The organism is Pseudomonas pergaminensis (genome assembly GCF_024112395.2).
Classification (GTDB): Bacteria; Pseudomonadota; Gammaproteobacteria; order Pseudomonadales; family Pseudomonadaceae; genus Aquipseudomonas; species Aquipseudomonas pergaminensis.
The window spans coordinates 3,475,468-3,502,390 of record NZ_CP078013.2 but is presented as its reverse complement, the minus strand read 5'-3'; the positions used below and the strand labels follow the sequence as shown (position 1 = coordinate 3,502,390).

General features: G+C 60.8%; 34 protein-coding genes. 13 read left to right on the top strand and 21 right to left on the bottom strand.

The features are described from left to right. Positions 1 to 191: 191 nt before the first annotated feature. Together KUA23_RS15805 and KUA23_RS15800 are read left to right on the top strand one after the other, a co-directional pair. On the top strand, positions 192 to 458 hold the full coding sequence (locus tag KUA23_RS15805; protein WP_071488217.1) for a metal-sensing transcriptional repressor: 267 nt from the start codon (positions 192 to 194) through the stop codon (positions 456 to 458). A 21-nt stretch (positions 459 to 479) separates the two neighbouring features. Then, positions 480 to 1,787 (top strand): MFS transporter, encoded by a 1,308-nt coding sequence (locus KUA23_RS15800; protein ID WP_078048551.1) that lies wholly within the window; start codon positions 480 to 482, stop codon positions 1,785 to 1,787. On the opposite strand, the gene KUA23_RS15795 is transcribed toward KUA23_RS15800, so the two are convergent. From KUA23_RS15795 to KUA23_RS15770, 6 genes are all read right to left on the bottom strand, one after another. Continuing rightward, positions 1,788 to 2,399, bottom strand: coding sequence for a LysE family transporter (locus KUA23_RS15795; protein WP_071488219.1), 612 nt, complete (start codon positions 2,397 to 2,399; stop codon positions 1,788 to 1,790). Positions 2,400 to 2,474: 75 nt separating this feature from the next. Then, positions 2,475 to 3,266 (bottom strand): helix-turn-helix transcriptional regulator, encoded by a 792-nt coding sequence (locus KUA23_RS15790; RefSeq protein WP_078048550.1) that lies wholly within the window; start codon positions 3,264 to 3,266, stop codon positions 2,475 to 2,477. 49 nt (positions 3,267 to 3,315) lie between these two features. Continuing rightward, entirely contained in the window at positions 3,316 to 4,002 is a 687-nt protein-coding gene (arsH, locus tag KUA23_RS15785; RefSeq protein ID WP_252992365.1) for an arsenical resistance protein ArsH, read from the bottom strand. Between the two features lie 11 nt (positions 4,003 to 4,013). Beyond that, the gene (locus KUA23_RS15780) at positions 4,014 to 4,484 is read right to left on the bottom strand and encodes an arsenate reductase ArsC (protein WP_071488222.1); all 471 of its coding nucleotides are present in this window, start codon (positions 4,482 to 4,484) and stop codon (positions 4,014 to 4,016) included. 13 nt (positions 4,485 to 4,497) lie between these two features. Beyond that, positions 4,498 to 5,781 (bottom strand): arsenic transporter, encoded by a 1,284-nt coding sequence (locus tag KUA23_RS15775; RefSeq protein ID WP_252992364.1) that lies wholly within the window; start codon positions 5,779 to 5,781, stop codon positions 4,498 to 4,500. 19 nt (positions 5,782 to 5,800) lie between these two features. Then, a complete protein-coding gene (locus tag KUA23_RS15770) occupies positions 5,801 to 6,157 on the bottom strand; it encodes a metalloregulator ArsR/SmtB family transcription factor (RefSeq protein WP_099492110.1) in 357 nt (118 codons plus the stop codon). A gap of 177 nt (positions 6,158 to 6,334) precedes the next feature. On the opposite strand from KUA23_RS15770, the gene KUA23_RS15765 reads away from it, so the two are divergent. From KUA23_RS15765 to KUA23_RS15750, 4 genes are all read left to right on the top strand, one after another. After that, positions 6,335 to 6,550 (top strand): hypothetical protein, encoded by a 216-nt coding sequence (locus KUA23_RS15765; protein WP_005788169.1) that lies wholly within the window; start codon positions 6,335 to 6,337, stop codon positions 6,548 to 6,550. A gap of 71 nt (positions 6,551 to 6,621) precedes the next feature. Continuing rightward, entirely contained in the window at positions 6,622 to 7,317 is a 696-nt protein-coding gene (locus KUA23_RS15760) for an AzlC family ABC transporter permease (RefSeq protein ID WP_078048548.1), read from the top strand. Beyond that, the gene (locus KUA23_RS15755) at positions 7,314 to 7,625 is read left to right on the top strand and encodes an AzlD domain-containing protein (RefSeq protein ID WP_034105135.1); all 312 of its coding nucleotides are present in this window, start codon (positions 7,314 to 7,316) and stop codon (positions 7,623 to 7,625) included. Before KUA23_RS15760 ends, KUA23_RS15755 begins: the two co-directional genes overlap by 4 nt. A 172-nt stretch (positions 7,626 to 7,797) precedes the next feature. Further along, on the top strand, positions 7,798 to 8,151 hold the full coding sequence (locus KUA23_RS15750; protein ID WP_078048547.1) for a hypothetical protein: 354 nt from the start codon (positions 7,798 to 7,800) through the stop codon (positions 8,149 to 8,151). A 143-nt stretch (positions 8,152 to 8,294) separates the two neighbouring features. Here the strand turns inward: KUA23_RS15750 and KUA23_RS15745 are convergent, their stop codons facing one another. From KUA23_RS15745 to KUA23_RS15710, 8 genes are all read right to left on the bottom strand, one after another. Continuing rightward, positions 8,295 to 8,999, bottom strand: a complete 705-nt coding sequence (locus KUA23_RS15745; protein WP_078048546.1) for a YoaK family protein — start codon at positions 8,997 to 8,999, stop codon at positions 8,295 to 8,297. A 69-nt stretch (positions 9,000 to 9,068) separates the two neighbouring features. Further along, positions 9,069 to 10,691: an ABC-F family ATP-binding cassette domain-containing protein gene (locus KUA23_RS15740; protein ID WP_252992363.1), complete on the bottom strand. Its 1,623-nt coding sequence runs from the start codon at positions 10,689 to 10,691 to the stop codon at positions 9,069 to 9,071. Between the two features lie 124 nt (positions 10,692 to 10,815). Continuing rightward, positions 10,816 to 11,853, bottom strand: a complete 1,038-nt coding sequence (locus tag KUA23_RS15735) for a DNA topoisomerase IB (RefSeq protein ID WP_252992362.1) — start codon at positions 11,851 to 11,853, stop codon at positions 10,816 to 10,818. Positions 11,854 to 11,931: 78 nt separating this feature from the next. Beyond that, positions 11,932 to 13,011, bottom strand: a complete 1,080-nt coding sequence (gene modC / locus KUA23_RS15730; protein ID WP_252992361.1) for a molybdenum ABC transporter ATP-binding protein — start codon at positions 13,009 to 13,011, stop codon at positions 11,932 to 11,934. A gap of 5 nt (positions 13,012 to 13,016) precedes the next feature. Next, entirely contained in the window at positions 13,017 to 13,697 is a 681-nt protein-coding gene (gene modB / locus KUA23_RS15725; RefSeq protein ID WP_252992360.1) for a molybdate ABC transporter permease subunit, read from the bottom strand. After that, positions 13,698 to 14,456: a molybdate ABC transporter substrate-binding protein gene (modA, locus tag KUA23_RS15720; protein WP_252992359.1), complete on the bottom strand. Its 759-nt coding sequence runs from the start codon at positions 14,454 to 14,456 to the stop codon at positions 13,698 to 13,700. Between the two features lie 119 nt (positions 14,457 to 14,575). After that, positions 14,576 to 15,634: an NAD(P)H-dependent flavin oxidoreductase gene (locus KUA23_RS15715; protein ID WP_252992358.1), complete on the bottom strand. Its 1,059-nt coding sequence runs from the start codon at positions 15,632 to 15,634 to the stop codon at positions 14,576 to 14,578. Positions 15,635 to 15,743: 109 nt separating this feature from the next. Continuing rightward, on the bottom strand, positions 15,744 to 16,622 hold the full coding sequence (locus KUA23_RS15710) for an alpha/beta fold hydrolase (RefSeq protein ID WP_252992357.1): 879 nt from the start codon (positions 16,620 to 16,622) through the stop codon (positions 15,744 to 15,746). Positions 16,623 to 16,795: 173 nt separating this feature from the next. Between KUA23_RS15710 and KUA23_RS15705 the strand changes: the two genes are divergently transcribed. Continuing rightward, a complete protein-coding gene (locus tag KUA23_RS15705; RefSeq protein ID WP_252992356.1) occupies positions 16,796 to 17,389 on the top strand; it encodes a CGNR zinc finger domain-containing protein in 594 nt (197 codons plus the stop codon). Positions 17,390 to 17,467: 78 nt separating this feature from the next. Here KUA23_RS15705 and ada read toward each other — a convergent pair whose 3' ends face one another. The 4 genes from ada to KUA23_RS15685 form a co-directional block, all read right to left on the bottom strand. After that, positions 17,468 to 18,520: a bifunctional DNA-binding transcriptional regulator/O6-methylguanine-DNA methyltransferase Ada gene (gene ada / locus KUA23_RS15700; protein ID WP_078048539.1), complete on the bottom strand. Its 1,053-nt coding sequence runs from the start codon at positions 18,518 to 18,520 to the stop codon at positions 17,468 to 17,470. 75 nt (positions 18,521 to 18,595) lie between these two features. Beyond that, complete coding sequence (gene alkB / locus KUA23_RS15695) at positions 18,596 to 19,261, bottom strand: DNA oxidative demethylase AlkB (RefSeq protein ID WP_252992355.1); 666 nt, start codon at positions 19,259 to 19,261, stop codon at positions 18,596 to 18,598. Positions 19,262 to 19,265: 4 nt separating this feature from the next. Continuing rightward, positions 19,266 to 19,433, bottom strand: a complete 168-nt coding sequence (locus KUA23_RS15690; RefSeq protein ID WP_099492102.1) for a hypothetical protein — start codon at positions 19,431 to 19,433, stop codon at positions 19,266 to 19,268. A gap of 25 nt (positions 19,434 to 19,458) precedes the next feature. Continuing rightward, complete coding sequence (locus KUA23_RS15685) at positions 19,459 to 19,761, bottom strand: DUF1883 domain-containing protein (protein WP_003191319.1); 303 nt, start codon at positions 19,759 to 19,761, stop codon at positions 19,459 to 19,461. Between the two features lie 212 nt (positions 19,762 to 19,973). Between KUA23_RS15685 and KUA23_RS15680 the strand changes: the two genes are divergently transcribed. Together KUA23_RS15680 and KUA23_RS15675 are read left to right on the top strand one after the other, a co-directional pair. Beyond that, positions 19,974 to 20,327, top strand: a complete 354-nt coding sequence (locus KUA23_RS15680) for a hypothetical protein (protein ID WP_078048537.1) — start codon at positions 19,974 to 19,976, stop codon at positions 20,325 to 20,327. Between the two features lie 221 nt (positions 20,328 to 20,548). After that, positions 20,549 to 20,779, top strand: coding sequence for a hypothetical protein (locus KUA23_RS15675; RefSeq protein WP_078048536.1), 231 nt, complete (start codon positions 20,549 to 20,551; stop codon positions 20,777 to 20,779). A 9-nt stretch (positions 20,780 to 20,788) separates the two neighbouring features. Here KUA23_RS15675 and KUA23_RS15670 read toward each other — a convergent pair whose 3' ends face one another. Both KUA23_RS15670 and KUA23_RS15665 read right to left on the bottom strand, forming a co-directional pair. Next, entirely contained in the window at positions 20,789 to 21,070 is a 282-nt protein-coding gene (locus KUA23_RS15670) for a hypothetical protein (protein ID WP_078048535.1), read from the bottom strand. Between the two features lie 142 nt (positions 21,071 to 21,212). Continuing rightward, positions 21,213 to 21,398: a hypothetical protein gene (locus KUA23_RS15665; protein WP_029294643.1), complete on the bottom strand. Its 186-nt coding sequence runs from the start codon at positions 21,396 to 21,398 to the stop codon at positions 21,213 to 21,215. A 310-nt stretch (positions 21,399 to 21,708) separates the two neighbouring features. On the opposite strand from KUA23_RS15665, the gene galU reads away from it, so the two are divergent. Together galU and gorA are read left to right on the top strand one after the other, a co-directional pair. Continuing rightward, on the top strand, positions 21,709 to 22,548 hold the full coding sequence (gene galU, locus KUA23_RS15660) for a UTP--glucose-1-phosphate uridylyltransferase GalU (protein WP_003173830.1): 840 nt from the start codon (positions 21,709 to 21,711) through the stop codon (positions 22,546 to 22,548). A 105-nt stretch (positions 22,549 to 22,653) separates the two neighbouring features. Continuing rightward, positions 22,654 to 24,012: a glutathione-disulfide reductase gene (gene gorA / locus KUA23_RS15655; protein WP_252992354.1), complete on the top strand. Its 1,359-nt coding sequence runs from the start codon at positions 22,654 to 22,656 to the stop codon at positions 24,010 to 24,012. Here gorA and KUA23_RS15650 read toward each other — a convergent pair whose 3' ends face one another. Continuing rightward, positions 24,013 to 25,020, bottom strand: a complete 1,008-nt coding sequence (locus KUA23_RS15650; RefSeq protein ID WP_078048533.1) for a DNA-binding protein — start codon at positions 25,018 to 25,020, stop codon at positions 24,013 to 24,015. A gap of 170 nt (positions 25,021 to 25,190) precedes the next feature. On the opposite strand from KUA23_RS15650, the gene KUA23_RS15645 reads away from it, so the two are divergent. Continuing rightward, the gene (locus tag KUA23_RS15645) at positions 25,191 to 26,123 is read left to right on the top strand and encodes a site-specific integrase (protein WP_252992353.1); all 933 of its coding nucleotides are present in this window, start codon (positions 25,191 to 25,193) and stop codon (positions 26,121 to 26,123) included. A gap of 144 nt (positions 26,124 to 26,267) precedes the next feature. Continuing rightward, positions 26,268 to 26,831 (top strand): alkyl hydroperoxide reductase subunit C, encoded by a 564-nt coding sequence (gene ahpC, locus KUA23_RS15640; protein ID WP_010210361.1) that lies wholly within the window; start codon positions 26,268 to 26,270, stop codon positions 26,829 to 26,831. The last annotated feature ends 92 nt before the right edge of the window (positions 26,832 to 26,923 follow it).

Genomic DNA, 26,923 nt, shown 5'->3' with positions numbered 1-26,923 from the left:
GTATTAATTCATTACAAGTTCAGAGTCTGTTCAGATAGAAGGCCTGTTTCAGTTCTGCTTCGGTTGTATCGTTACTTGCACTTCTTCAGCGTTGTGAGCGGGAAGTAGTTGTTTTTGAAGGTGGAGATGAACGGGCTTGCCTGTATCCTCCAGGGGGGGATACGATCAGGCATCCTCGAAGGAGCCTCTCAATGAGCGAACATGTCCACCAAACCCATGACGCCATCGTCAAACGCCTCAAGCGTGCCGAAGGCCATTTGCGCAGCATCACCAGCATGATCGAGGCGCGGCGCCCGTGCGTGGATATCGCCCAGCAACTGCATGCGGTGGAGAAGGCGATCTGCCAGGCCAAGCGCACGCTGATCCAGGACCATCTCGACCATTGCCTGGAAGACAGCGTGACGCTGGATAGCCTGGCCTCGCTGGCTGAGCTCAAGCAACTGACCAAATACCTGTAGGCAACACGCCAGGGGGCTCCCATGTTCGACGTGCTCAGCAATAAAACCTACCGTCGCCTGTTCTTCGCCCAGGTGATAGCCCTGATCGGCACCGGCTTGACCACCGTCGCTCTGGGGTTGCTGGCGTTCGAGCTGGCAGGTGACCAGGCCGGCACCGTGCTGGGGACCGCATTGGCGATCAAGATGGTGGCCTATATCGGGGTGGCGCCAGTGGCGGCCGCCTTTGCCGAGCGCTTGCCGCGCCGGGCGATGCTGCTGGGCCTGGACCTGACACGCGCGCTGGTCGCGCTGGCGTTGCCCTTCGTCACAGAGGTGTGGCAGGTCTACCTGCTGATTTTTGTGCTGCAGTCGGCTTCGGCGGCCTTCACGCCGACCTTCCAGGCGACCATCCCCGACATCCTCACCGATGAGGTGCAGTACACCAAGGCGCTGTCTCTGGCGCGCCTGGCCTATGACCTGGAAAGTGTGGCCAGCCCGATCCTGGCGGCGATGCTGTTGAGCGTCATCAGCTTTCACAGCCTGTTCGCCGGGACCTCGATAGGGTTTCTGGTCTCGGCCCTGCTGGTGTCGTCGGTGCTCTTGCCCCAGGCGCGGATGGCGCTGCGGCGCGGTATCTATGACCGCACCACCCGTGGCCTGCGGATATTCCTGGCAACGCCGCGCCTGCGCGGTCTGCTGGCACTGAACCTGGCGGTGGCGGCTGCCAGTGCGATGGTCATCGTCAACAGCGTGGTGTTGGTGCAATCCGGGTTTGCCTTGCCGCAACGCTTCACGGCGTTTGCGCTGGCCGCGTTCGGCACCGGCTCGATGATGGCGGCGCTGGTGTTGCCAAGGTTGCTTGCGCGTCTCAACGACCGCGCGGCCATGCTGTCGGGCGGTGGGTTGCTGATCCTGGGGCTCAGTGTGGGCGTCTACCTGTCTGAATACCGGCAAATGCTGGTGCTGTGGTGGGTGCTGGGGCTGGGCTATTCCCTGGCGCAGACCCCGGGCGGGCGCTTGCTGCGCCGCTCAGCCCATGCCGAGGACCGGCCGGCGCTGTTTGCCGCGCAATTCGCCTTGTCGCATAGCTGCTGGCTGGTGACATACCCCTTGGCCGGTTGGCTCAGCGCCAACTTCGGCATGGCGCAGACATTTGCCAGCCTCGCCTTCGTGGCCACCCTGGCTTTGATCGCATGCGCCAGTCTGTGGCGACCGGAACACGAGCAGGCAAGCGTGGCGCACGAACACCACGACCTGCCCGCCGGCCATCCGCACCTGCTGCACCATCACGCCGGCGTGCATGGGCATGCCTATGTGATCGATGACCTGCACCGCCGCTGGCCGGCCTGATCAGAGGCCTTGCCAGGCCAGCAGCGCCAGGTAGATCAGCACCAGCCCACAGGCGGCATAACTGATGCGCTGCCAAGTGGGCGAGGCGTTCTGCCGCAACAGGTTCACCAGAGCGGCAATCAGAAAGCATGACAAGATCGACGCGAGCATGAACCCGGCAAAGAACATCAGCGTCTGCCCGTGGCTGGGCGTGGTGCCGACAATCCCCGACAGCGCACTGCCCAGTGCGCCCCAGTAGACGATGTTCTTCGGGTTGGCCAGGGAAATTGCAGCGCCTACCGCCAGGGCATTTTGCCGAGTGCTGGCCGGCGCGCTGTCCGGTTGTGGCAGGTGCCAGGCATCGATCAGGCTGCGTACGCCCAGCCAGGCCAGGTACAACGCACACACCACCGTCAACGGCACACGCACCGTGTCATGCTGGATCAGCAGGGCGATCCCGGTCAGGCCGATCACCGCCCACACGGCATCGCCCACCAATGAGCCGAACTGCACCAGCAGGGCGGGTGTAAAGCCATGCAGCAAGCCACGGCGCAGGGTCTCCGCGAGCACGGCGCCGGGGGAGAGGCAAAACACAAAACCGAATATCAGTGCATAAAAAAAGATCGTCAGCATGCCCGCATTTCCTTCAAGTGAGGTGGGGCAGTGTGAGGATGTGCAGGTGCGGTGTCTTGGACCAGATTGCGCTGTTCAGCGCTTCACGGTGCTTTGATAGTGGCCAGGAGTGATGCCGTAGGCCGCCCGGAAATGCCGGTTCAGGTGACTCTGGTCGGCGAAGCCCAGGTCGTGGGCCGCCTCGCCGGCGGGAACCCCTTTGCGCAACAGGCCTTTGGCGCGACGGGTACGCAACTGCATGGCCCACTCCCGGGGCGTCAGCCCGGTTTCTTTCTGGAAGGCACGCAGCAGGTGGAATTTGGACAACCCCAGTTCGCCGCCCAGGTGGTCCAGGGTCAGGGGTTGATGCAGGTGTTCGGCGAGTAATGCCTGGGCGCGGCTGATCAGGGGTTTGCCGGGGCTGGCGGTGCCGGGCAGACGTACGCCGCTGATGTTCACGACCTCTGCCAACAGCAGCACCAAGGCATCTTCATTCACGTCGCGAACCAGCGTGTCACCGTTTAGCGCCCCCTTGATCGCGGCGGCCAGTCGCAGGGCAAGCTCGGGCTGAACACATAAGGCACGGTCAAATTCCAGATGCATCAGCCCCAGGTCCGCCGCCAATTGATCCGCCGTGGCGTACAGGCTCACAAAGTGCCAGGGCGCACCATCGGCCGCACCGCCGCCTTGAATCTGACCGGGGTTGTACAGGGTGATGGAGCCTGGGCCGGCGTGGAACTCGCGACGATCCAGCCAGACCTTTTCCTCGCCTGCCAGGTTCACGCCGATCACACATTCATCATGGCTGTGGCGGGCAAAAGTCAGGCCGGTGCAGGTGGTGCTGCTGACTTCATAGTTGCCCAGCCAGGCGTGTTGCACGGCGCTCATCGATTTCACTCAGTCGGGGACAGGCACGAGCATACGCTGGCAAGGGTGATCAAATCGACCGTTGATTGACCCGGCGCGACAGTTCACCGGCGCTTTCCTTGCGTTCCGAGTAACGGTCCACCAGGTCGGGACGGTCGCGCAGCAGCAGGGTGAAGCGCACCAGTTCTTCCATTACATCGACGACCCGATCATAAAGCGCCGAGGGTTTCATGCGGTCCTGTTCATCGAACTCCATGAAGGCCTTGGGTACCGAGGACTGGTTGGGGATGGTGAACATGCGCATCCAGCGCCCCAGCACCCGCAGCTGGTTGACGGTGTTGAAGGACTGGGAGCCGCCGGACACTTGCATCACCGCCAGGGTCTTGCCCTGGGTCGGGCGGACCGCGCCCAGGGTCAAGGGCACCCAGTCCAGTTGCGCCTTGAACACCGCCGACATCGAGCCATGCCGCTCGGGCGAGCACCACACCTGGCCTTCGGACCACTGCATCAGTTTCAGCAGTTCCTGCACCTTGGGGTGGTCGCTGGGCGCGTCATCCGGCAATGGCAGGCCGCTGGGGTTGAAGATGCGGGTATGCGCGCCGAAGTGCTGCAACAGCCGTGCGGCTTCTTCCACCAGCAGGCGGCTGAACGAGCGTTCGCGGGTCGAGCCGTAGAGCAGCAGGATGCGCGGCGGCTGGTCCGGGCTGGCCGGTTTTGAGTCGACCAGGGACAGGTCCAGATTGGGCAGCGTCGTCATAGGGCCTCCGATTACAACTGCGCAATGCGCGCGAGTTCCGCCTTGAGGTCGGCAGGGCTGAGTTCGCCGAAGGGCAGGACGAAGAACGCCCTGCAGCGTGTGGCGATGGTCTTCAGTGTGGCGTCGAATGCCGCTTGCACACTGGCGTCGTCACCCTGGACGTCCGACGGGTCTTCCAACCCCCAGTGCGCCTTCACGGCCGGCCCGAAGTACACCGGGCAGGCTTCGCCGGCGGCCTTGTCGCACACCGTAATCACCACATCCGGCGGGCTGCCTTCAAAGGCATCGTTGCCCTTGCTGTACAACCCTTCGGTACTGATCCCGGCCGCTTGCAACGTGCTCAAGCTACGTGGCAACACCTGGCCCTTGGGAAAACTGCCGGAGCTGATCGCTTCGAAGCCTTCCGGCGCCAGGTGGTTGAACATGGCTTCGGACAAGATGCTGCGGCAGCTGTTGGCGGTACACATGAACAGGACTTTCATCGGGGTATCTCCGTTAGAAACTCAGGCGCAAGGCGAGGGCGGCAAGGGTGATCAACAGCACCGGCAGGGTCAGCACGATGCCGACCTTGAAGTAGTAGCCCCAGGTGATGGTGATGCCCTTGCGCGCCAGGATGTGCAGCCACAACAAGGTGGCCAGGCTGCCGATGGGGGTGATTTTTGGGCCCAGGTCACTGCCGATCACGTTGGCGTAGATCATCGCGTCCTTGACCACGCCCACGGCATGGCTGGACTCGATCGACAGCGCGCCGATCAACACCGTCGGCAGGTTGTTCATCGCCGAGGACAGCAACGCCGTCAGCACGCCGGTGCCCATGGCCGCGCCCCACACTCCGTAAGTGGCGAAGGTATCGAGCCAGGTCGCCAGGTAGGTGGTGAGGCCGGCGTTACGCAAGCCGTAGACCACCAGGTACATGCCGAGGGAAAAGATCACGATCTGCCACGGTGCTTCCTTCAGCACTTTGCGCGTGGAGATTTTGTGGCCCTTGGCCGCGATCACCAGCAGGAGCACGGCGCACACGGCGGAAATCGCGCTGATCGGAATGCCCAGCGGTTCCAGGGCAAAGCAGCCGAGCAACAGGATGCCCAGCACCCACCAGCCGGCGCGGAAGGTGGCGCGGTCGTGGATGGCGCTGGCGGGGTCTTCGAGGTCCGCGGGGTCGTAGGTCTGCGGGATATCACGACGGAAGAACCACAGCAGCACAGCCAGCGTGGCCGCGACGCTGACGAAATTCACCGGCACCATCACGGCGGCGTATTCGTTAAAGCCGATCTTGAAGTAATCCGCCGAGACGATATTCACCAGGTTCGACACCACCAGCGGCAGGCTCGCCGTGTCGGCGATAAAGCCCGCGCCCATGACGAACGCCAGGGTCGCCGCAGGGGAAAAGCGCAGGGCCAGCAGCATCGACATGACGATCGGTGTAAGGATCAGTGCCGCGCCGTCGTTGGCGAACAGCGCCGACACCAGCGCCCCCAGCAGCACCATATAGGCAAACAATCGCCGGCCGCGTCCGCGCCCCCAGCGCGCCACATGCAGGGCGGTCCAGGCAAAGAAACCGGCCTCGTCCAGCAACAGGCTGATGACGATCAGCGCGACAAAGGTCCCGGTGGCATTCCAGATGATGTGCCACACCACGGGAATGTCAGCCAGGCTGATCACGCCGCAGGCGAGGGCCAGGATCGCGCCCATCGTGGCGCTCCAGCCGACGCCCAAACCTTTGGGCTGCCAGATGACCAGGACGATGGTGAAGATGAAAATGGCAATAGCGACAAGCATGAATAAAGGCTCCGATGGCTCAGCAGCAGGTGCTGGCCCGTTGTGGTCTGTCGCCCATTGCATCCAGACGCTGCGCGTCGTTGTGCAACCATGGCTGGTTGGCTTGTAGGGTGGTATGCAGCACTTCGGTTACCCACTCGGGCAATGCCGGGTTGATGCGGTAGTAGATCCATTGACCTTGACGACGATCCAGCAGCAACCCGCAACTGCGCAGTTGCGCGAGGTGCCGGGAGATCTTGGGCTGGCTGTCATCCAAGGCATGGATCAGTTCGCACACGCAAAGTTCGCCTTCACGCAGGATCAATAGCGTCAGGCGTGCCCGGGTGGCATCGGCCAGGCATTTGAAGAGGGTGGGTGGGGAGATGAGGTCCGACATGGCCAAGGCCTGTGTATATATGTTTATTCGAATATACGGATTTCCATATGTATCAGTCAAACCCCGTTTCAATTGATATGGATCAAATGCCGTGGAATCCGCCACAAGTGTTTGAAATTAAAATGAAACACGAATGTCCTAAAGTGCCTGCCCATTGCTTATGAAGGAAGAACCCGCGTGACCCGTGCCACTCGCAACCTGCGCAAGACCCTGGATTCCGTCGCGGAAAATAACGAAACCGCGGCGTTCGACCTGATGCGCGCCGTTGAAAAACTCGGTGATGAAGTTCTGCGCCAGCGCCTGCTCAATACCATTCACCGGCTCAACCAGGATGCCTATGAGTTGCGCGAAGCGCGTGATTCGGTGGAGCAGGTGTCGGTCCGGCTCGCCTGAGCAAGATCGTTCAAGACAAGCCCCTTGTTGCGCTGGCATGCTTGTCGACTGTTTGTCGATGAGCCGTTTCCATGCCTACCGCCTTACCTCATTACGCCTTCGCTCGCGGCGCTATCGCCGTCATTCCCCTGTCCCTGGCCTGTGCGCCGTGGGGACTGCTGGCCGGGTCCATGGCCATCGATGCGCAGTTCAGCCCGTTGGAAGCCCAGGGGTTGTCCGCCATCGTGTTTGCCGGTGCGGCGCAACTGGTCGCCATTGGTATGGTCAAGAGCGGCGCCAGCCTGATCTCCATCGTACTGACCACCTTGCTGCTGACCTCCCAGCATTTGCTCTACGGCATGCACCTGCGTCCAATTGTGTCGCCGCTCAAAACCCGCTGGCGCATGAGCCTGGGCTTTCTGCTCACCGACGAATTCTTCGCACTGGTCAGCCACTACGACCGTGAGACCTTCAACCGCTGGTATGCGTTGGGTGTGGGGCTGACGTTCTATATCGCCTGGAACCTGTTCACTCTGGCAGGCATCGTGCTCGGCAAGAGCATCCCCGGTCTTGACCAGCTGGGCCTGGAGTTTTCCATCGCCGCCACCTTTATCGCGCTGATCACGCCGGTGGTGCGTGACGTCCCCACTGTGGTCTGCGTGGCGGTGTCACTGGTGTTTTCGGTGTGGCTCAGTTTCCTGCATTGGGAATCGGCGGTGGTGGTGTCCGGCGTGCTGGGCATGAGCGCGGGTTATGCCTGCAAGCGACTGGGAGTGGGGCAGCAATGATCTACATCATGATCGTGGCGATGGGCCTGGTGGTCTTTTTCAACCGTTACCTGTTTATCGAGCCGCGCCTGCCGGTGCGCCTCAACCGCGGGGCGCGGGAATTTCTCGGGTTTGCAGTGCCGGGAATGCTCACGGCGATTTGCGGGCCGATCATTTTCCTGGCGGATCATCATCTGAACCTGAGCCCAGCCAACCCGTACCTGCTGGCAGGCATCAGTGCGGTGGCGTTGATGTTCTGGACGCGCAATGTGCTGATGACTGTGCTGCTGAGCATGGCGTTGTTCTATCTGTTTCGCTGGCTGCTCTAAAACCCAGGCGAAAAAAAGCCCGCGGGAGGGCGGGCAGAAGGCAGGCTTCTAAAAATGAGCGTGGCCACTATAGGCGGCGCCTGCACCCTTTACCGTGAAACAAAGTTCATGCAGCCGTCAGTCCGGCTCGCGGCAATGGTACAGTCGCGTTTTTTTCCAACGGAGCAATGGCATGCACAAGGTGGTAATTGGCGCACTGGTACTGGCGGCCCTGGCCGGTTGCGCGGGTTCGAAGATGAAAGAAGCGCGCACCGGTGTGCCTTACAAAACCCTGGCTTCGGACAAGGCCACCCTGGTCGTTGCCGAATGCGTGCAGTTCGGCTGGCAGGACGAAAGCGTGTTCGGCGTTGACGCCGGCGGCTTCAAGGAGCCGATCGGGGCGGGTGGTTTTACTGTCTACACCACCGCAGGCGATTACTTTGTCGACGTGCAGAGCGCGGGCACCGGCTCCACCATCAAGTACTACGCCGCAGAAGACAACATGCCGGCCAAGCGTCGTTTGGCCGCACTCGCGACCTGCCTGTAGTCTGTTGCCTAAGTCGTTTTAGGAAATGCCTGGCACGACAGCAACGACGCATTAGCTTATGATGCACCCGCTCGCCCGACATGATGGCTCTTTACCAGTACACGGACGTCGAGGCCTAAACGTCGGGCGAGCATCCCCTTTGTTCAGCGCGGCATGTAGCCCAGGTGCCAGCGGCGGGGAATTTTCAGGGATATCAGCCCCAGCAATCCCGCCAATACCCCACTGACCAGCAACGCCTTCAAGCCCATCTGCTGCTCCAACAGCGCGCCGATCACTGCGCCCACAAACATTCCGGCCCACGGGATCAACTGCACGCGCCAGCCACTGCGGCGCTCGCCGAGCAGCCAGCGCCCCAGCCCACGACCAAAACGCGAAAGCGCCCCCGTGACATAAGTCAGCCCCACGGGCAGGCCGTTTACCTCTTCCACCGCCGCGTTCAGCATGCCCATCGCAATGATCGCTGCCAGCAGCGCCGCCAGGGTATCCGCGAAAGGCAGCCACGCCGCACCGCACAACAAAGCAGCGATACACAACAGCAAGGGCAGGGCATGGCGACGGCTGAGTCGGCTGACCACCACGCCCAACGCATTGCCCAGCACAAATGTTGCGACTAGCAACAACAAGCGCCCGGTCAGGCCCAAGTCACCCGCGCTGATCGCCACCGCCAGGCGCGTAGTGTTGCCGCTCATGAACGAAACAAAGTCGCCGCTCGCCATGAAGCCGATGGCATCGGTCATGCCCGCCAGCACCGACAGGCTGGCCACCAGCATCAGCCCGACACGGCCGCGCCAGCGCTGTCGATGGGCCAGTGCAGCATTGGCGTAGGGCTTGCGGGGCGAAGGCAGCATAGGGCCGGGTTCCTCGATGAGATTATCCGGCCACTACGGTAGGACGCTTTCGGCGCGCATGCAATGACCTCAGGCACGCTCCAGGCACCAACCCGCAGGATGCCAGTCCAGGTAGTGCGTGGGCCGGATCGCCTGTACAAATGCCGCGTCATGGGACACCACCAGCATCGCACCGGTAAACCCTTGCAACGCCTGCTCAAAAGCCATCACCGACTCCAGGTCCAGATGGTTGGTTGGCTCGTCCAACAGCAGCAGTTGCGCCGGCACTTCGCGCCACAGGGCGATGGCCATCGCGGCCTTCAAACGCTCACCGCCACTGAGTTGGCCGACGGGTTGGGTCACGCGCAAGGCATCCAGTTGCAACAAGGCCAGGCGTGTGCGCAGTTCGGCTTCGGCCAGTGGTGTGTCGAGCAGGTTGAGCTGTTCGACGAGGGAGCGTTGGTCGTCGAGCAGCGCAAGATGCTGATCGATATAGGCACTGGGCACCTGCACGCTGCATTCGCCGCTGACCAGTCGCCATTCTCCCGCCAATACCTTGAGCAGCGTGGACTTGCCGCAACCGTTCGGCCCACGTACAGCCACCCGCACCGGGCCGGCAAGGTGGACGTTCAGGTGCGTCGACGGTAGCCACGGCAAGTGCGCGTCAACCAGGGACAGCACCTGGCGACCGTTGGGCACGGCCGACGCGGGCAGTGCCAACAGCGTCGGGGTCTCATCCACGACCCGTTCGTAGGCGTCGCGCACCTGGGCATCCAGTTCATGTTTGTGCTGCCAGTGCGCGCTGCGCACGGTGCTGACGATTTCCGTGGCGGCGCCTTTCCAGCGCGCTTTGGTAAAACGGTCGACATTGGCCGTCTCGGCATGTTTGCGCGAACGGGCCGCGTTGCGTTGCAGGCTGTCGTGGTCCTTTTGCAGGCGCCGCCGTTCACGACTGCGCGCCAGGCGTGCGTGTTCCAGCGCGGCATGGGCAGCCTGTTGTTCAGCGTCGCGCTGGTGCCGATAGGTCGCGTAGTTGCCGCCATACACGTGGACGCCAAGCGGCGACAGTTCAATGATGCGCGCCATGGCATTGAGCAATTGCCGGTCATGACTGACCACCACCAGGCCGCCACGCCATTCGCCAAGCATGCGCAGCAGCCACATTCGGCCATCGCTGTCGAGGTGGTTGGTGGGTTCGTCCAACACCAGCAGTTGGGGCGCGGCCAACAGCGCGCCGATAATCACGACACGCGCCAATTGGCCGCCGCTGAGTTGCTCGGCCGGCGTTTGAGCAGTGAGTGTTTCCAGGCCGGCTGTATCCAGGGCGCCGCGCAGTCGCTCAGCCAGGTCCCAGCGGTCGTCGATCAACGCAAGGTCATCGACCTGTGCAACGCCTAGAGCCATGCGTTCAAGGGCTGACAGGATCGGCAGGGTGCCGGTGAGATCAGCCACGGTGTCTCCGGGCGCCACCTCGACGCTCTGCGGTACGTAGGTGACACGGGACGCACCACTGAGCGTGCCGGAGGAAGGCGAGAGCAACCCGGCAATCAGTTTGGCCAGGATACTTTTGCCACATCCGTTGCGCCCGACAATGCCGGTGGGGGTGTGGTCGATGGACAGGGACACATCATCCAGCAGGGTCTCGCCATTGGCGAACTGGAAGGTTACATGTTGCAGGGAAACAAGCACTGGCAGCCGGTTGACGTCAGTCATCAGCACCTCCAAAAAAATGTCGAACAGGCCAACAAGCGCGCCAGGCGGCTCGTTGCAGGTACATTTTGGAAGGCTTAGTTGTTCACGTCGGCGGTCGTCCCGTGCGTCAGAAGGGAGGCAGAGCCTAACCCGTCTTGGCTTTCTTCGGCAAGTTTTCCGCCAGTTGCTCAAGGAACATCGCCAAGGCCACTTCTTCGGCCTTGAGCCCTTTGCGCAGCCTTGGCTTGGGCAGCTTGGACAGTTCACCCAGGCTGAAATGCTCCAGCACGGCCGGGTGGATGTAGCACTTGCGGCATACCGCCGGGGTATTGCCAAGCTGCTTGGCGACGTCCTTGACCATCGCCACGACATGACGCTTGGCATCGGACTCGGGCTGCCACTCCAATTCCCGCAACACGGCCAGTGCCATGGCGGTGCCGGCCCAGGTGCGGTAGTCCTTGGCGGTGAAGTCTGCACCGGTAAGGCTGTGCAGGTATTCATTCACGTCCTGGGAACTGACGGTGTGCCGCTCACCGTCTTCGTCCAGGTACTGGAACAGGTTCTGCCCCGGCAATTCCAGGCAGCGTTTGACCACCGTGGCCAGGCGCCGGTCCTTGACGCTGATCTGGTGCTCGACGCCGCTTTTGCCGCGGAACTGGAACTGGATCTCGCTGCCCTTTACATCCACGTGTCGGGTGCGCAGGGTGGTCAGCCCGTAGGATTTGTTGTCGCGCGCATATTGGGTGTTGCCGACGCGGATCAGCGTGGCATCCAGCAGCATCACCACCGTGGCCAAGACTTTGTCACGGGTGAAGCCGGGTTCGGCGATTTTCGCTTCAAGCTGTTTACGCAATTTCGGCAGGGCGTTGCCGAACTCCTGCAGGCGCGAGTATTTGTCGCTGTCGCGCACCTCGCGCCAACGCGCGTGATAGCGGTACTGCTTGCGCCCACGTGCGTCGCGACCCGTGGCTTGCAAGTGGCCACGCGGGTCGGCGCAGATCCACACGTCGGTGTAGGCGGGAGGGACCGCCAAGGCGTTAAGGCGCTTGATCTCATCGGCGTCGGTGATGCGCACGCCCTTGGGGTCGAAGTACTGAAACTTGCCGCGCACCGTCTTGCGGCGAATGCCGGGCTGGGTGTCGTCAACGTAATGCAGGTCGCGGGGCAGCGCAGAGTCGGACATGAGGCGGGTTCCTTGGCAACAAATCAGGCCGGTATGTCTGATTGACCGCAGCCGTTTGCGGTCGTGCCAAAAGGTTGTTCACGCCAGCACGGCGACCGCCTTGATCTGCGCCCATAGCGTCTGGCCAGGGTGCAATTGCAGTTGGTCGCGGGAGAAACGCGTGATGCGTGCCAGCAACGGCGTGCCACTGGCGTCCAGGCGCACCAGCACATGCGCACTGTTGTCCGCCGAGATCTCCTGGGTGACCGTCACCGGCAGGCGGTTGAGGATGCTGCTGTGCTCCTCGGCTTGCAGACTGAGGCTGACATCACGCGCCTGTACCTTGATGCGCAGGGCCTTGCCGAGTGCCATCGGAGCATGGGCGACGCGCATGTGCAGGGCACTGGCAGGCAATTGCAGGGTGAGCAACTGGTAGTGTTCGTCGTAGGCGCTCACCGTGCCGTTGATGACCACACCCGCGTCGTCGCCCAGGGCCATGGGCAGGTCGAGCCGCGCCAGGGTTTCGCCGATGGGGCCGCTGGCCAGGGCCTTGCCATCGCTGAGCAACACGATGTGATCGGCCAGGCGTGCCACTTCATCCTGGGCATGGCTGACATACAGCACCGGGATGTCCAGCTCATCGTGCAGGCGTTCGAGGTACGGCAGGATCTCGCCCTTGCGCTTGCTGTCGAGGGCTGCCAGGGGTTCGTCCATCAACAACAAGCTCGGGCTGGTGAGCAGTGCGCGGGCGATGCCGATGCGCTGGCGCTCGCCGCCGGAAAGGTGCTGGGGATGGCGGTCGAGCAGGTGGCCAATGCCCAATAATTCGGTGGCTTGTACCATGTCCACACGGCGCTGTTGGCACGCAATGCGCTTGAGGCCGAACTCCAGGTTGGCCCGCACCGACAGATGCGGGAACAGGCTAGCCTCTTGAAACACATACCCCAGCGCACGTTTATGCGCAGGCACAAACACGCCCTGACGGCTGTCTTGCCAGACTTCATCGTTGATCTGGATAAAACCGTCCTCGGCCCGCTCCAGGCCAGCGATACAGCGCAGGCAGGTGGTCTTGCCGGAGCCGGAATGCCCATACAGCGCGGTCACGCCGCGCCCAGGCAGGTGCAGGTCCACATCGAGGGCGAAGCCCGAATAGGTGAGGTGCAGGCGTACATCAATCATCGACATCAGCTCCAGCCCATCTTGGTTTTACGGCTGGAGTAGAGCGCCAGCAACACCAGGAACGCGAACGCCACCATGGCGCCGGCGAGCCAATGGGCCTGGGCATATTCCATGGCTTCCACATGGTCGTAGATCTGTACGGACACCACCCGGGTTTTGTCCGGGATATTGCCGCCGATCATCAGCACCACGCCGAACTCACCGACGGTGTGCGCAAAACCCAGGATGGAAGCGGTGATAAACCCTGGCCGCGCCAGCGGCAGGATTACGCTGAAAAAGGTATCCCACGGGTTGGCGCGCAAGGTCGCGGCCACTTCCAGCGGGCGTGTGCCGATGGCGGAGAAGGCGTTTTGCAACGGCTGCACCACAAACGGCATGGAATAGATCACCGAGCCAATCACCAGCCCGGCGAAGCTGAAGGTGAGGGTGCCCAGGCCCAGCCATTGGGTGAACTGGCCGAAGTAGCCATTGGGGCCCATGGTCAACAGCAGGTAGAAGCCGATCACCGTGGGCGGCAACACCAACGGCAAGGCGACGACCGCGCCGATGGGGCCGCGCCACCAGGAACGGGTGCGCGATAGCCACAGGGCAATCGGAGTACCGATGACCAGCAGGATGACGGTGGTCAGTGAGGCCAGTTTGATGGTCAACCAGATAGCCGAAAAATCGGCACTCGATAACGGCATTTACTGGGCCAGCTCGTAACCGTAGGACTTGATAACAGCCGCGGCTTTAGGACCTTTCAGGTACTCGACCAAGGCTTTGGCAGCCGCGCTGTCCTTGCCCTTGTTGAGGATCACCGCGTCTTGTTTGATCGGGTCGTGCATCGAGGCTGGGACAACCCACGCCGAACCGCTGGTGACCTTGCCATCCTTGTAGATCTGCGACAAGGCGACAAAGCCCAGCTCGGCGTTGCCGGTGGACACGAACTGGTAGGCCTGGGTGATGTTCTGGCCTTCGACGATCTTGTCCTTGACCTTCTCGGTCAGCCCCTCCTTGGCCAACACCTGGGTGGCGGCGAGGCCGTAAGGCGCGGCTTTGGGGTTGGCGATCGACAGGTGCTTGTAGTCGTTTTTCTTCAGCACTTCGCCTTTGGCGTCGACGTAACCTTCTTTGGCCGACCACAGTGCCAGCGTGCCGACGGCGTAGGTGAAGCGCGACCCCTTGACGGTGTCGCCTTCGGTTTCGAGTTTTTGCGGGGTGGTGTCGTCGGCGCTCAGGAACACCTCGAACGGCGCGCCGTTCTTGATCTGGGTGTAGAACTGGCCGGTGGCACCGTAGGCAGCGACCAGTTTATGGCCGGTGTCTTTTTCGAAGTCGGCGGCAATCGCCTGGATCGGTGCGGTGAAGTTGGCGGACACGGCCACCTGGACTTCATCGGCATGCGCCGAACCAAAGGCCAGGGCAGCGATCAGGATGGCCAGGCGTGAGGCGTGAATCGTCATGAAGCAGCTCCTTTGAGGCTATACGGCTCGTTCTAGGTAGAAGGCTCAACCGCTATGTATGGGAATATATAGCGGTTGGCCATTGCCGGTACAGTGCAAAGTTGCCTTGGGTAAGGGTTCTAGTTGAACTTGGCCAGCGCCTGTTCGGCCAGTTCACGTGTCAGTTCATAGGTGCTGATGTCTTTGCCCAGGCGCAGTGCCTGGCCGGCCCACAGGTTGCTGAAGCCCGCTTCGTCCTTGGCTTTGAGCGGGATCAGTGCGCCCCCGGAGGTCGGGAAGGCGGGCGCAGCAGGGTTGATCGCACCCAGTTCACGCATCACCCGGTTGACGATGCCCCGCGCCGGGCGACCGGTGAACAGGTTGGTCAACGCGGTCTCGCTGGCCTGGGCATGCCGCAGCGCGTAGTGGTGGGACGCAGTGACGTTGGCTTCGGGCGTAAACAAGTAAGCCGTACCGATCTGTACCGCCGAGGCCCCCAAGGCAAAGGCCGCGACAATCCCGCGTGCATCCCCGATCCCACCGGCCGCAACCACCGGTACGCTGACGGCATCGACGACTTGCGGCAGCAGGGCGAACAAGCCGATCTGGGTGTTGAGGTCATCGCTAAGAAACAAGCCGCGATGCCCGCCCGCTTCACTGCCCATGGCGATGATTGCATCGCAGCCGTGCTGTTCCAGCCAGACGGCTTCTTCCACCGTAGTGGCCGAAGACAGCACTTTGGCCCCGGTGGCCTTTACCCGGTCCAGCAGGGATTTTTCCGGCAAGCCAAAGTGAAAGCTGACGACCTCGGGGCGGAATGCTTCGACTACCTGGCACGCTGCTTCGTTGAACGGTTCACGGTTGGACACCGGGGTTGGCGCGTCATAGTCGGCACCCAGTTCGCGGTAGTAGGGTTCCAGCAACGCCTTCCAGCGTCGATCGCGCGCGGCATCCGGCGCGGGCGGTTGGTGGCAGAAGAAATTGACGTTGATCGGGCGTGGGCTGGCCTGGCGGATGGTGGTCAGCGCGTCGCGCAGTTGCTCGATGCTCAGCGCCGCGGCCGGCAATGAGCCCAGCGCGCCCGCCTGGTTGGCGGCAATGACCATGGCGGTGGAGGTGCCGACGGCCATGGGGGCCTGGATGATCGGCACGTCTATGCCCAGCAGGTCGAGAAGGCGGGTGTCTGGCCAGGTGCTCATGGGTTGCTTCTCCAGCGTTAATGAGGCTTTTCGCTGTTTTAACAGGGCCCTTGGCACCCGGCCAGTCTGTTTTATTCACTGGACGAAAGCGTGGTTTCGTGGTGTGCCATCAATGGGTGGCGTTACCGAGAACCGCGTGTATCCGCTCGGCGATATGCGCCGCGTGGGTTTCCAGGGCGAAGTGGCCGGTGTCCAGCAGTTCCACGACAGCGTTGGGGTTGTCGGTTTTATAGGCATGGGCACCCGGCGGGATAAAGAACGGATCATTCTGGCCCCAGATCACCAGTGTCGGGACTTGCCTGGCCTTGAAGAAGGCCTGGAACGCCGGGTACAGCGTCAGGTTGTTGCGGTAGTCGAGAAACAGGTCCAACTGGATCTCATCGTTGCCGGGACGCTGCATGAGCAGTACATCGAGCATATAGGATTCCGGGGCCACCCACTCGGGCTGATGCACGCCGTGCAGGTACTGGTAGCGCGTGCCTTCCAGGCTGATCACGGCGTTGCGGATCACCTCTCGGTTGGCCTGGCTCGGCTCGGCCCAATAGGCGCGGATCGGTGCCCAGGCATCCCCCAGGCCTTCCAGGTAGGCATTGCCATTCTGCGACACCAGCGCGCTGACCCGTTCCGGGTGAGCCACGGCCAGGCGCAGACCCACAGGCGCGCCGTAGTCGAAGACATACAGGGCGTAGCGGCTCAGTTCCAGCGCATCGACAAAATGCCCAATCGTGATTGCCAGGTTATCGAAGCTGTAGTGGTAATCGCGCTCGGCCGGCACTTCGGTAAAACCGAAGCCAGGCAAGTCCGGGGCGATCACTCGAAAACGCGTGGCCAGCAGCGGAATCAGGTCACGGTACATATGCGAAGAGCTGGGGAAGCCGTGCAGCAACAACATGACCGGAGCCGACGGATCGCCAGCCTCGCGGTAAAACAGGCGTACGCCGTCCACATCGACGTGGCGGTAATGAACGATGGGAGCTGGAGTGGTCATGATCAGAGCGCCTCTGTAACTGGATTGGATTGATTTAAGGGTTACTGTTTTCAAAAGCTGCGCTTAAAAAAGTAACCTGTCAAATAATTTATTCAGGTTAGCTTGTTGTCGTGTGTAACTACCCAACAAGCGAAATAGGGGTTACGATGCCAGCGCTCACCAGAGGATTGACCATGACTGTTTCCCCGCCGACTACCGCCCCCTCGGAACCCTACGTCCTCGCCGATGACCCGGTGCTGGATATGCTCAATACCCTGGCGAATATCGACGGGGTGCCGTGTGATTTCTGGCAAGCCGATGCTGACGTAGCCGCCTGGTTGACGCGCGTGGAATGGGTTGAACAGGACAGCATTCCAGGATTTGAACCCGGTGCTTTACTCAGCGCTGCGCGAGAACTGCGTGAAGTAATCCGCGACCTTGTTGCTGCCCGTAAAGCCCAACAACCGGGCAACCCTGCGGCGCTTAACGCCTTCTTACGCAAGGCCGTCAGCCATCCGCAGTTGGTCTGGCCGGCCACTGAGGCGCCCCGGCTCGAGCGTCAACGCAAGCAGCAAACAGCGGAGCAGTTCCTGGCGCCGATCGCCGAGGCTGCCGCCACGTTAGTGGTGGAGGGGGATTTCAATCTGATCCGCCGCTGCGAGCACCCGGAATGCATCTTGTGGTTTTATGATCGGACCAAGGCCCACAAGCGTCGCTGGTGCAGCATGGCGCTGTGTGGCAATCGGCATAAGGTCGCTGAGTTTCGTAAACGCAAACTGAAGCTCTAAGCGAGAGGGCTTTGCAGAACACCCAGAAGCAGTACGTCGAGGCAATCCGTACCTGGCGCTGATCCACATCGGTATCCGTTAGGTCTTCGACGCCTGCTCGCGGGCGAGCAACTGCTGCTTGCGTTCCACACCCCAGCGATAGCCCGACAGCTCGCCATTGCTGCGCACCACGCGGTGGCAGGGGATCGCCACTGCCAGGCTGTTGGCGCCACAGGCCTGGGCCACGGCACGGAAAGACGTCGGCGCGCCGATGCGCTTGGCGATCTGTGCGTAGCTGGCCGTGCTCCCCGGTGGAATATCCCGCAAGGCTTGCCAAACGCGTTCCTGAAACGCCGTGCCGCGCAGGTCCAGCGGCAGGTCCAGGCCAAGCGCCGGCGCTTCGATAAACCCCACGACCTGCGCCACCAATTGTTCGAATCGCTGGTCGGCGCCCACCAGTTCGGCCTTGGGAAACTGATCCTGCAGGTCGCGCACCAACTGATCCGGGTCATCCCCCAGCAGAATCGCGCACACGCCACGGGCGCTTTGTGCCACCAGGATCGCACCCAGGGAGCACTGCCCGACGGCGAACAGGATCGCGTTGTTGGTGCCACCGGCTTTGTAGTCGCTGGGCGTCATGCCGAGCAGTTGATTGGCCGACGCATAAAAGCGGCTGTTGGAATTGAAGCCCGCGTCATACAGCGCATCGGTCACCGAGTGCGAAGCCTTGAGGCTATCGCGCACCTTGCGTGAGCGATGGGCGCTGGCGTAGCCCTTGGGGGTCAGGCCGGTAACGGCTTTGAACACGCGATGAAAATGGAAGGGGCTGAGGTTGGCTTGCAGCGCTAGCGCATTCAGGCTGGGCGGAGTGTCGGCCTGCTCGATATGGCGACAGGCGTCGGCCACCAGTTGCGCATGCTGTGCTGCCAGCTGGGTCTGGTCACCGGCCGCGCGTTTGCTGGCGCGGTAACCCGCAGCTTCGGCCTGCGCCGGGGTGTCGAAAAATTCGATATTTTCCGGGCGCGGCAAGCGCGAGGCGCTGCTGGGGCGACAGTACACGCCGGTGGTCTTCACGCCGTAGACGAACAGCGTATCAGCCTTGGGATCACGGGCGAGGATGGCTGCCCAGCGGGGGTCTAGTTCGGTAGTCATGGTCGGCACTCTTGACGGATCATGGCCAGATTAGTCGTGCCGTGAAGACCTGGCACTCTGAAGCTTGCGGTCAAATCAGCCGGCGGTGCGAAAGGTCAGGTTGATGCGTTGCGGGCCCATGATCGGGTGCACGCCTTCCTTGATCGGCATCACGCCGTGAAAGCGCAGGCGATCCACGCCACCCCAGACCACCACGTCGCCATGGAACAGCGAGACTTTGCGCGTCTTGTCACTGCGCGCATGCCCGCCAAACAGGAAAATCGCCGGCAAGCCGAGGGACACCGACACCACCGGTTCGCTGTAGCGACGCTCGTTCTTGTCCTGGTGCAGGGACATTTTTGCGCCTGGCACATATCGGTTGATCAGGCAGGCGTCGGGCGCAAAGTCGACAAAGCCGGCTTCTGCCGCCGCCACGCTAGCCAATTGGCGCAAGACCTCCGGCATGTTCGGCCACGGCTGCTGGGTGCGCGGGTCGAGTGGCGAGTAGCGGTAGCCGGAGGTGTCGGTGGTCCAGCCCAGGTCGCCGCAGCTGCTTAATGCGGCCGACATGGTAAAGCCACCGGGCGTGACCATCTGCCGAAACGGTGATTGAGCCAGCACTTGGCGCAGTTCCGGCAGAAGGCGCTCAATCCAGGGCAGGGCGTAACCCCTTAATACGTAGGACTGTTCGCTGATTTGCTCGCGCCCTGCAGGTTGCTGCAAGGCATCATCGGCGAACAGGTCGGCGGTGGGGCCAGGCATTGGCTTACAGCGCCTTGCTCACGGTGATGTCGGTGATTTCGTCACTGGCATCGTGAATCTTTGCCAGCGCTTGCTTGGCTTCTTCTACGTCATTGGTCTGCAGTTGGGCGAACTCAAAGCGGCGTTCGCCGTTGAGCTTGTACTTGATCACGTATTTGGTGGTAGCGGTCACGATGATTTCCTATGGGGTGTTCGGGTCAGCTCAGCTTGGAACTGGTACGGCGAACAATGCGGATCTTGTGGGACAGCGCGGGTTTGCGGGTCACGCTGATGGCGCGACGTGTAACCACATCCAGGGTAATGTTCCAGAAGCCGGTGCTCGGTGCGGTGATTTTGGCCGGGAATTTGTCAAAGGCGCCGCCATGGTAGGTGTGGCGGCCACCGTTCTTGAAGCTGCGAAAATTCGCATCGCTCATCAGGCGGATATTACAAGTCTGCGAACATTCGATGACGACAATGTCTCCCTCGTTGAGGTGCTCGCGCTGGTGGATAAATTTCATGAGGGTGTCTCCAGAAGGGCTTTTTCTGAAAAATCAGAACGATACGTAGGTTAAGATGGAGTTTATCAGCCCCAGCGCGTTTATTATCGGCCCGTCTTCAACGACGTCGACAATTTAAAACAGTTATTTACCGAGTTATCAGGGATAAATCCTACGTTGGCGGGAGAAAAATACCATTCCTGCTGTCGTAGGGTCTTTATCGGAGGTTTTGTATGAAGTGGAGTGTGTTGGTTCTGGCCCTGGCGATTGGTGGGTGTGCTTCGGTTGCAGATATCAAGCAGACCCCGCCGACCTTGACGGTCATTTCCGGGAAGAAACCACAGGAATACGCTGCGTGCGTCGTACGAAAGTTGTCCGCAACCCGCCGGCCGCCGCAGATCGAACCGCATAAGGAAGGTGGCGTGCAGGTAATCGTACCGCAAAAATTCTCAGCCGATCCTTCGGCGATTTTCGAAATTGATGAACGTTCCAGTGGTAGCAGCATTAAGCTCTACGAGAGCATGTCCAATGTGCCGATCCGTCCGGGTGACGTGAAGAAGGCTGGCGAAGACTGTATTTCCGGCTGACAAGGCCTGTTTGACCCAACGACTTCGAATCCGATAAAAAGTCTGGCTCCGCATGTGTGGAGCCGGGCTTTTTTGTTGGTGTAAAGTGCGCCGGCTTTGCGATCCGATCAGCAGAAGACGTGCCGGTACGGCAGGGCATTCGTTAAACTCTCACCCAATATGTAAAAATGCCGCGCGAACTCTCGGTTTGTGCGGCATTTGTCTTTTTTGGGAAGTCTTTTATGAAGCGTGAACACGTCAGGGCTCGCCAGGCCGAAGGCCAGATATCGGCCACTCACATCATCCAGAACCCCGCTGACCTGAGCGAATGGATCGTCTTCTTCAAGAAAAGCGGCGGTCGCAGTTTTTTCCTGGTCGACGATCAGGACGAAGTCGAGTCGTTCCCGCGCCTGGATGACCTGGTAGAGACCATCCGAGGGCTGGGCATCAAGTTTGCCGATATTCAGCTGTAGGCGTAACGCTTACTTACAGACCACCACCACACTGCGGCTCTTGAAGTTGCCGACGTCCTGGCCCAGGGTCTTTTCACTTTCCTTGAGCGAAGGCGTGCCTTCGGTGCCGACGATTCGGTAGCCAGTGCCCGCACACGAGGCGTCAGCCTTTTCGTAGCAGCTGGCCCAGGAGTTGGCTTCGCCCGAGCAGTCGATGGTCAGGCCTTGTTCACCGTTTTTCAGGTAGACGTCAGAGGTGGTGGTGCAGCCGGCAATCGCCAGTACCGCAGTCAGTGCCAGAATCTTGTTCATGTGTGTTCATCATAAAGGGTGTTGGAGGGGCGCTGACACTGTCGTGGGGCGTTTCGGCGAGATTATAGCGAACTGCCATCTACGTACAGACAAACACAAAAAAGCCCCGTTCATCGGGGCTTTTTGCACAGCGCGCTGAAGCTTACTTGCCCTTGGGCCGCTTGCTCGACGCATGGCCTGCTTCGTCCACGAACACTTCAGCCACGGCGATAGCCTGGCTTTCTGTCGCGAATGCGCCTGCGACGCTGTCGCCGTGGAAATTGATCAAGTGCCAACCGTCCGCTCGCTTGGTGATCAGGTAGCCGTTCACGCCTTTTGGTTCTGACATCTATCAAGTATCTCGTGGTTTGGTTCAAGGCCCTAATGATAGCGCCAAATGTCGCGGGGCCGCGCAAGTTATTCCAGGTCAGTGTTCTGGGCCCGAAAGCGTGTTAAAAAGCTTGCAGACCTTGGAAATACTGAGGTGCAGGCATTTTTTGCCGTGCCATTGATAAACCGCTGTGCAACTTGAGCGGAACTTACGCCGACATTTTTTCTCTATGATGACATCGCAACGCCAGCAGGACCCATTGTAAGGTGACTGCGGCCTGATTAGACTGCGCCGAATTCCGTACGCACAGCCCTTTGTAAGGACCCATATGATCAAGAAATGCTTGTTCCCAGCAGCCGGTTACGGCACTCGCTTCTTGCCAGCGACCAAGGCCATGCCCAAAGAGATGCTGCCGGTGGTGAACAAGCCACTGATTCAGTACGGCGTCGAAGAGGCACTGGATGCCGGTCTGAACGAAATCTCCATCGTGACCGGTCGCGGTAAGCGCGCGCTGGAAGACCACTTCGACATCAGCTACGAGCTGGAAAACCAGATCAAGGGCACCGACAAGGAAAAATACCTGGTCGGTATCCGCAAACTGCTCGACGAGTGCTCGTTTTCCTACACCCGTCAGACCCAGATGAAAGGCCTCGGCCACGCCATCCTGACCGGTCGCCCACTGATCGGCGACGAGCCGTTCGCCGTGGTCCTGGCGGATGACCTGTGTGTCAACCTGGAAGGCGACGGTGTGCTGACCCAGATGGTCAAGCTCTACCAGAAATACCGCTGCACCATCGTTGCTGTGATGGAAGTGAACCCGACCGAAACCAACAAGTACGGCGTTATTGCCGGTGACGACATTGGTGATGGCCTGATCCGCGTACGTGACATGGTTGAAAAACCGGCACCGGAAGACGCACCTTCGAACCTGGCGATCATCGGTCGTTACATCCTGACCCCGGATATCTTCAAGTTGATCGAAGAAACCGAGCCAGGCAAAGGCGGCGAGATCCAGATCACCGACGCCTTGCTCAAGCAAGCCAAAGACGGTTGCGTCATTGCCTACAAGTTCAAGGGCCAGCGTTTCGACTGCGGCGGCGCTGAAGGCTACATCGAGGCGACCAACTTCTGCTACGAGCATTTCTACAAGACCGGCAAGGCTTACTGATCCACGGTGTAAGCAGCCTGTTCCAAAAAAGCCACCTTCGGGTGGCTTTTTCGTTTTTCAGCCCCATGTAAGTCGGTATGCTGATGTCCTGCCGAGGAGAGTGAAATGGCCTACGATTTTGACCTGTATGTAATTGGCGCCGGTTCTGGCGGTGTTCGTGCGGCGCGTTTTGCCGCAGGCTTTGGTGCCAAGGTGGCCGTTGCGGAAAGCCGCTACCTGGGTGGCACCTGCGTCAACGTTGGTTGCGTGCCGAAAAAGCTGCTGGTGTACGGCGCACATTTTGCCGAAGACTTTGAGCAAGCCAGCGGTTTTGGTTGGTCGCTGGGCGAGGCGAATTTTGATTGGCCCACCCTGATCGCCAACAAGGACCGCGAGATCAACCGTCTCAATGGCATCTACCGCAACCTGCTGGTCAACAGCGGTGTGACCCTGCATGAAGGCCATGCGCGCCTGGTTGATCCGCATCAGGTCGAGATCAATGGCGAGCGTTTCACTGCCAAGCACATCCTGATCGCTACGGGTGGCTGGCCACAGATTCCAGAGATTCCAGGGCGTGAACACGCGATTAGTTCCAATGAAGCATTCTTCCTCAAGGAGCTGCCTAAGCGCGTGCTGGTTGTCGGCGGTGGTTATATTGCCGTCGAGTTCGCCGGGATCTTCCACGGCCTGGGTGCACAGACAACCCTGCTGTATCGCGGCGATCTGTTCCTGCGCGGCTTCGACGGCTCGGTGCGCACGCACCTGAAGGAAGAGCTGACCAAGCGTGGCCTGGACCTGCAATTCAATGCCGACATCGAGCGCATCGACAAGCAAGCCGATGGCAGCCTCAAGGCGACGTTGAAAGACGGCCGCGTGCTGGAAGCCGACTGTGTATTCTATGCCACCGGGCGTCGTCCGATGCTGGATAACTTGGGATTGGAGAACACCGGCGTCAAACTCGACAAGCGCGGCTTCGTTGAGGTGGATGACCAGTACCAGACCGCCGATTCATCCATCCTGGCCATCGGTGATGTGATCGGTCGTGTGCAGCTGACACCGGTTGCCCTGGCTGAAGGCATGGCCGTGGCGCGTCGGCTGTTCAAACCCGAACAGTATCGCCCGGTGGACTACGCGATGATCCCGACGGCGGTGTTCAGCCTGCCGAACATCGGCACCGTGGGGTTGACCGAGGAAGACGCGAAAGAGAAGGGCCACCGGGTGCAGATCTTTGAGAGCCGTTTCCGGCCAATGAAGCTGACGCTGACCGAGTGCCAGGAAAAAACCCTGATGAAGCTGGTGGTCGACGCCGACACCGACAAAGTGCTGGGTTGCCACATGGTGGGGCCGGACGCAGGTGAAATCGTGCAAGGCCTGGCGATCGCGCTCAAGGCGGGCGCGACCAAGCAGCATTTCGATGAAACCATCGGCGTGCACCCCACGGCGGCGGAAGAGTTCGTCACCATGCGCACGCCCGTGGCAGGCTGATCAGCCGTTGGGGCTTGCCTCTGGGGCCGTTGCAACGGCGGCCGCCAGACGCAATGCCTCGATACTGGCCTGGGCCTTGATCAACTGCAGTTCCAGGTTCTTGTTGTTGCGCTGGTGTTCGGTCAGTGCTTCCTGGCGTGACTGGCTTTCCAGCACGGCCACCCGTAGGCGTTCCTGAAGCAAGGTGCGCTCGCTGTCTATCAGACCGACCTGTTCGCTCAGCTTGAGTTGCTGGGCCTGATCCTTGCGGGACTGTTCCTGCAAGGCGGCCAACTCCTTCGCTGTCACCCGATGCTCGATCAACAGGCGCTCATTGTCGCGATGCAGTTGGGTGATCTCATCCTGACGCACCATGGCGCTTTGTTGTGCCTGGCGCAATTCGGCCTGGACCTGCTGCAACTGGCCTTCGTGGCGGCGCTGTTCCTGCTCGCGCTGCTCCTTGATCGCTGTACGGTAGTGCTCCAGGGCCTCCCGGGCGTGCAAGTGCTTTTCTTCCAGCGAACGAATCTGTTCGTCCTTGTCGTTGATCCGTAATTCGTAATCGCTGCATGCCTGGCTCAGCCCGGCGTTACGGGTTTGCTCGGCCTGCAGGCTGGTGCTGGCGGTTTGCAGAGCGGCGCTTTCTTCAGCCAGGGCTGCGGCCTGGATATCAAACTGTTGCTTGAGCTGGCCATGAGCGTCTTCAAGCGCCTCTATCTGGGCGAGCAGGGCGGCTTTTTGCTGTTCGAACTGTGCCAGGGCCAGGTCGATTGGCTCTTGGGCCTTGTCTTTCAAGCGCTGTGCCAGGCGTGCGACCAGTTCGCCGAGCTCATCGTCGATGGGCGCCTCAGTGATGGTGGCGCGGGTTTCGCTGTCGTCCAGCTCCTTCAAATAGCGGTGAATCGTGGTTTTTGAACCGGTGTTGCCCATTTCGATGCGTACAGCGTCGATGCTGGGGTTTTCGCCACGGGCGAGGATCGCCAGGCGTGCCGTTTGAACTACTGCTTTATTGATGCCGCCGCGAGCCATGGGGTCTCCGTCGATTTCGTAGTGTGGTACGTGGTATGTATATACGTACTGTAACACGAATAAAAACCTGTTTAAATTCATCATTTAACAGATGGGATATTGGCGTATTATCCCGTGTCATACGCGTTTAATCCGCGAAAGCACCTGCCAGCAGTACGAATAGGCCTCCCATGAGCGATCTGGACCGTTACCTCAATGCCGCCACCCGCGATAACACCCGGCGTAGCTATCGCGCAGCCATCGAGCACTTCGAAGTGAGTTGGGGCGGGTTCCTGCCCGCGACCAGCGACAGCGTGGCGCGGTACCTGGTTGCTCACGCCGGGGTGCTGGCCGTGAACACCTTGAAGCTGCGGCTCTCGGCGTTGGCGCAGTGGCACACGAGCCAGGGGTTTCCCGACCCGACCAAGGCGCCGGTGGTGCGCAAGGTGCTCAAGGGTATTCGTGCTGTGCACCCGGCCCAGGAGAAGCAGGCCGAGCCTTTGCAGCTCAAGCATCTGGAGCAAGTGGTGACGTCTCTTGAGAGAGAGGCGAAAGAGGCGGCGCAGGCACAGGATCAGGCTCGGCTGCTGCGCGCCAAGCGCGACACGGCTTTGATCCTGTTGGGTTTCTGGCGCGGCTTTCGCAGCGATGAGCTGTGCCGCCTCGAGATCGAACAGGTGGAGGCGACGCCCGGTGCCGGTATCAGCCTGTACCTGCCACGCAGCAAAGGCGACCGCGACAACCTCGGCAAGACCTACCACTCCCCGGCATTGCTGCGCCTGTGCCCGGTACAGGCCTACAGCGAATGGCTCAGCGCCTCGGCGCTGGTGCGCGGCCCGGTGTTTCGTGGCGTTGATCGCTGGGGCAATCTGGGGGAGGAGGGCCTGCACCCCAACAGCGTCATCCCGCTGCTGCGCCAGGCGCTGGAGCGCGCCGGCATACCCGCCGAGCAATACACCAGCCACTCACTGCGTCGCGGCTTTGCCACCTGGGCCCATCGCAGCGGCTGGGATATCAAGTCGTTAATGAGTTACGTCGGCTGGAGCGACATGAAATCTGCCATGCGCTATGTTGAAGCGACGCCCTTTCTGGGCATGACCTTGGCAACCCAGCCGCTGCTTTGAGATTTCTTCTATTAATACAGTCACCTGATAGGGAAAACCAATCGTCAGCATGAGGTTTGCCAATGAGCCATCGGCCGAGAGAGTGGGTAGGATTCACCTCATCAACTTCTTCACCCCTTTTACAAACCTGACGGAGAGTCAACGATGCCTATCATCAACAGCCAAGTAAAACCGTTCAAAGCTACCGCCTACAAAAACGGCAACTTCGTAGATGTGTCCGACGCTGACCTGAAAGGCAAGTGGTCCGTTGTGTTCTTCTACCCAGCCGACTTCACCTTCGTTTGCCCAACCGAGCTGGAAGACCTGGCTGACAACTACGCCGAATTCCAGAAACTGGGCGTCGAAATCTACAGCGTTTCCACCGACACTCACTTTGCCCACGCTGCCTGGCACAACACTTCGCCAGCCATCGGCAAGATCCAGTACACCATGATCGGCGACCCAACCCTGACCATCTCCCGCAACTTCGACGTACTGATCGAAGAAGCTGGCCTGGCTGACCGCGGTACTTTCGTGATCAACCCAGAAGGTCAGATCAAGATCGTTGAACTGAACGACGGCGGTGTTGGCCGTGACGCTTCCGAGCTGCTGCGCAAAATCAAGGCCGCTCAATACGTCGCTGCCCACCCAGGCGAAGTGTGCCCAGCCAAGTGGAAAGAAGGCGAAGCCACCCTGGCTCCGTCCCTGGACCTGGTCGGCAAGATCTAAGTCTGTGAAGTCTCAAGGGCGGAAATCCGCACTTAAGTAAGCTGCATCCGCCCCCAAAAACGCCCGGGCGAGATTCGCTCGGGCGTTTTTTT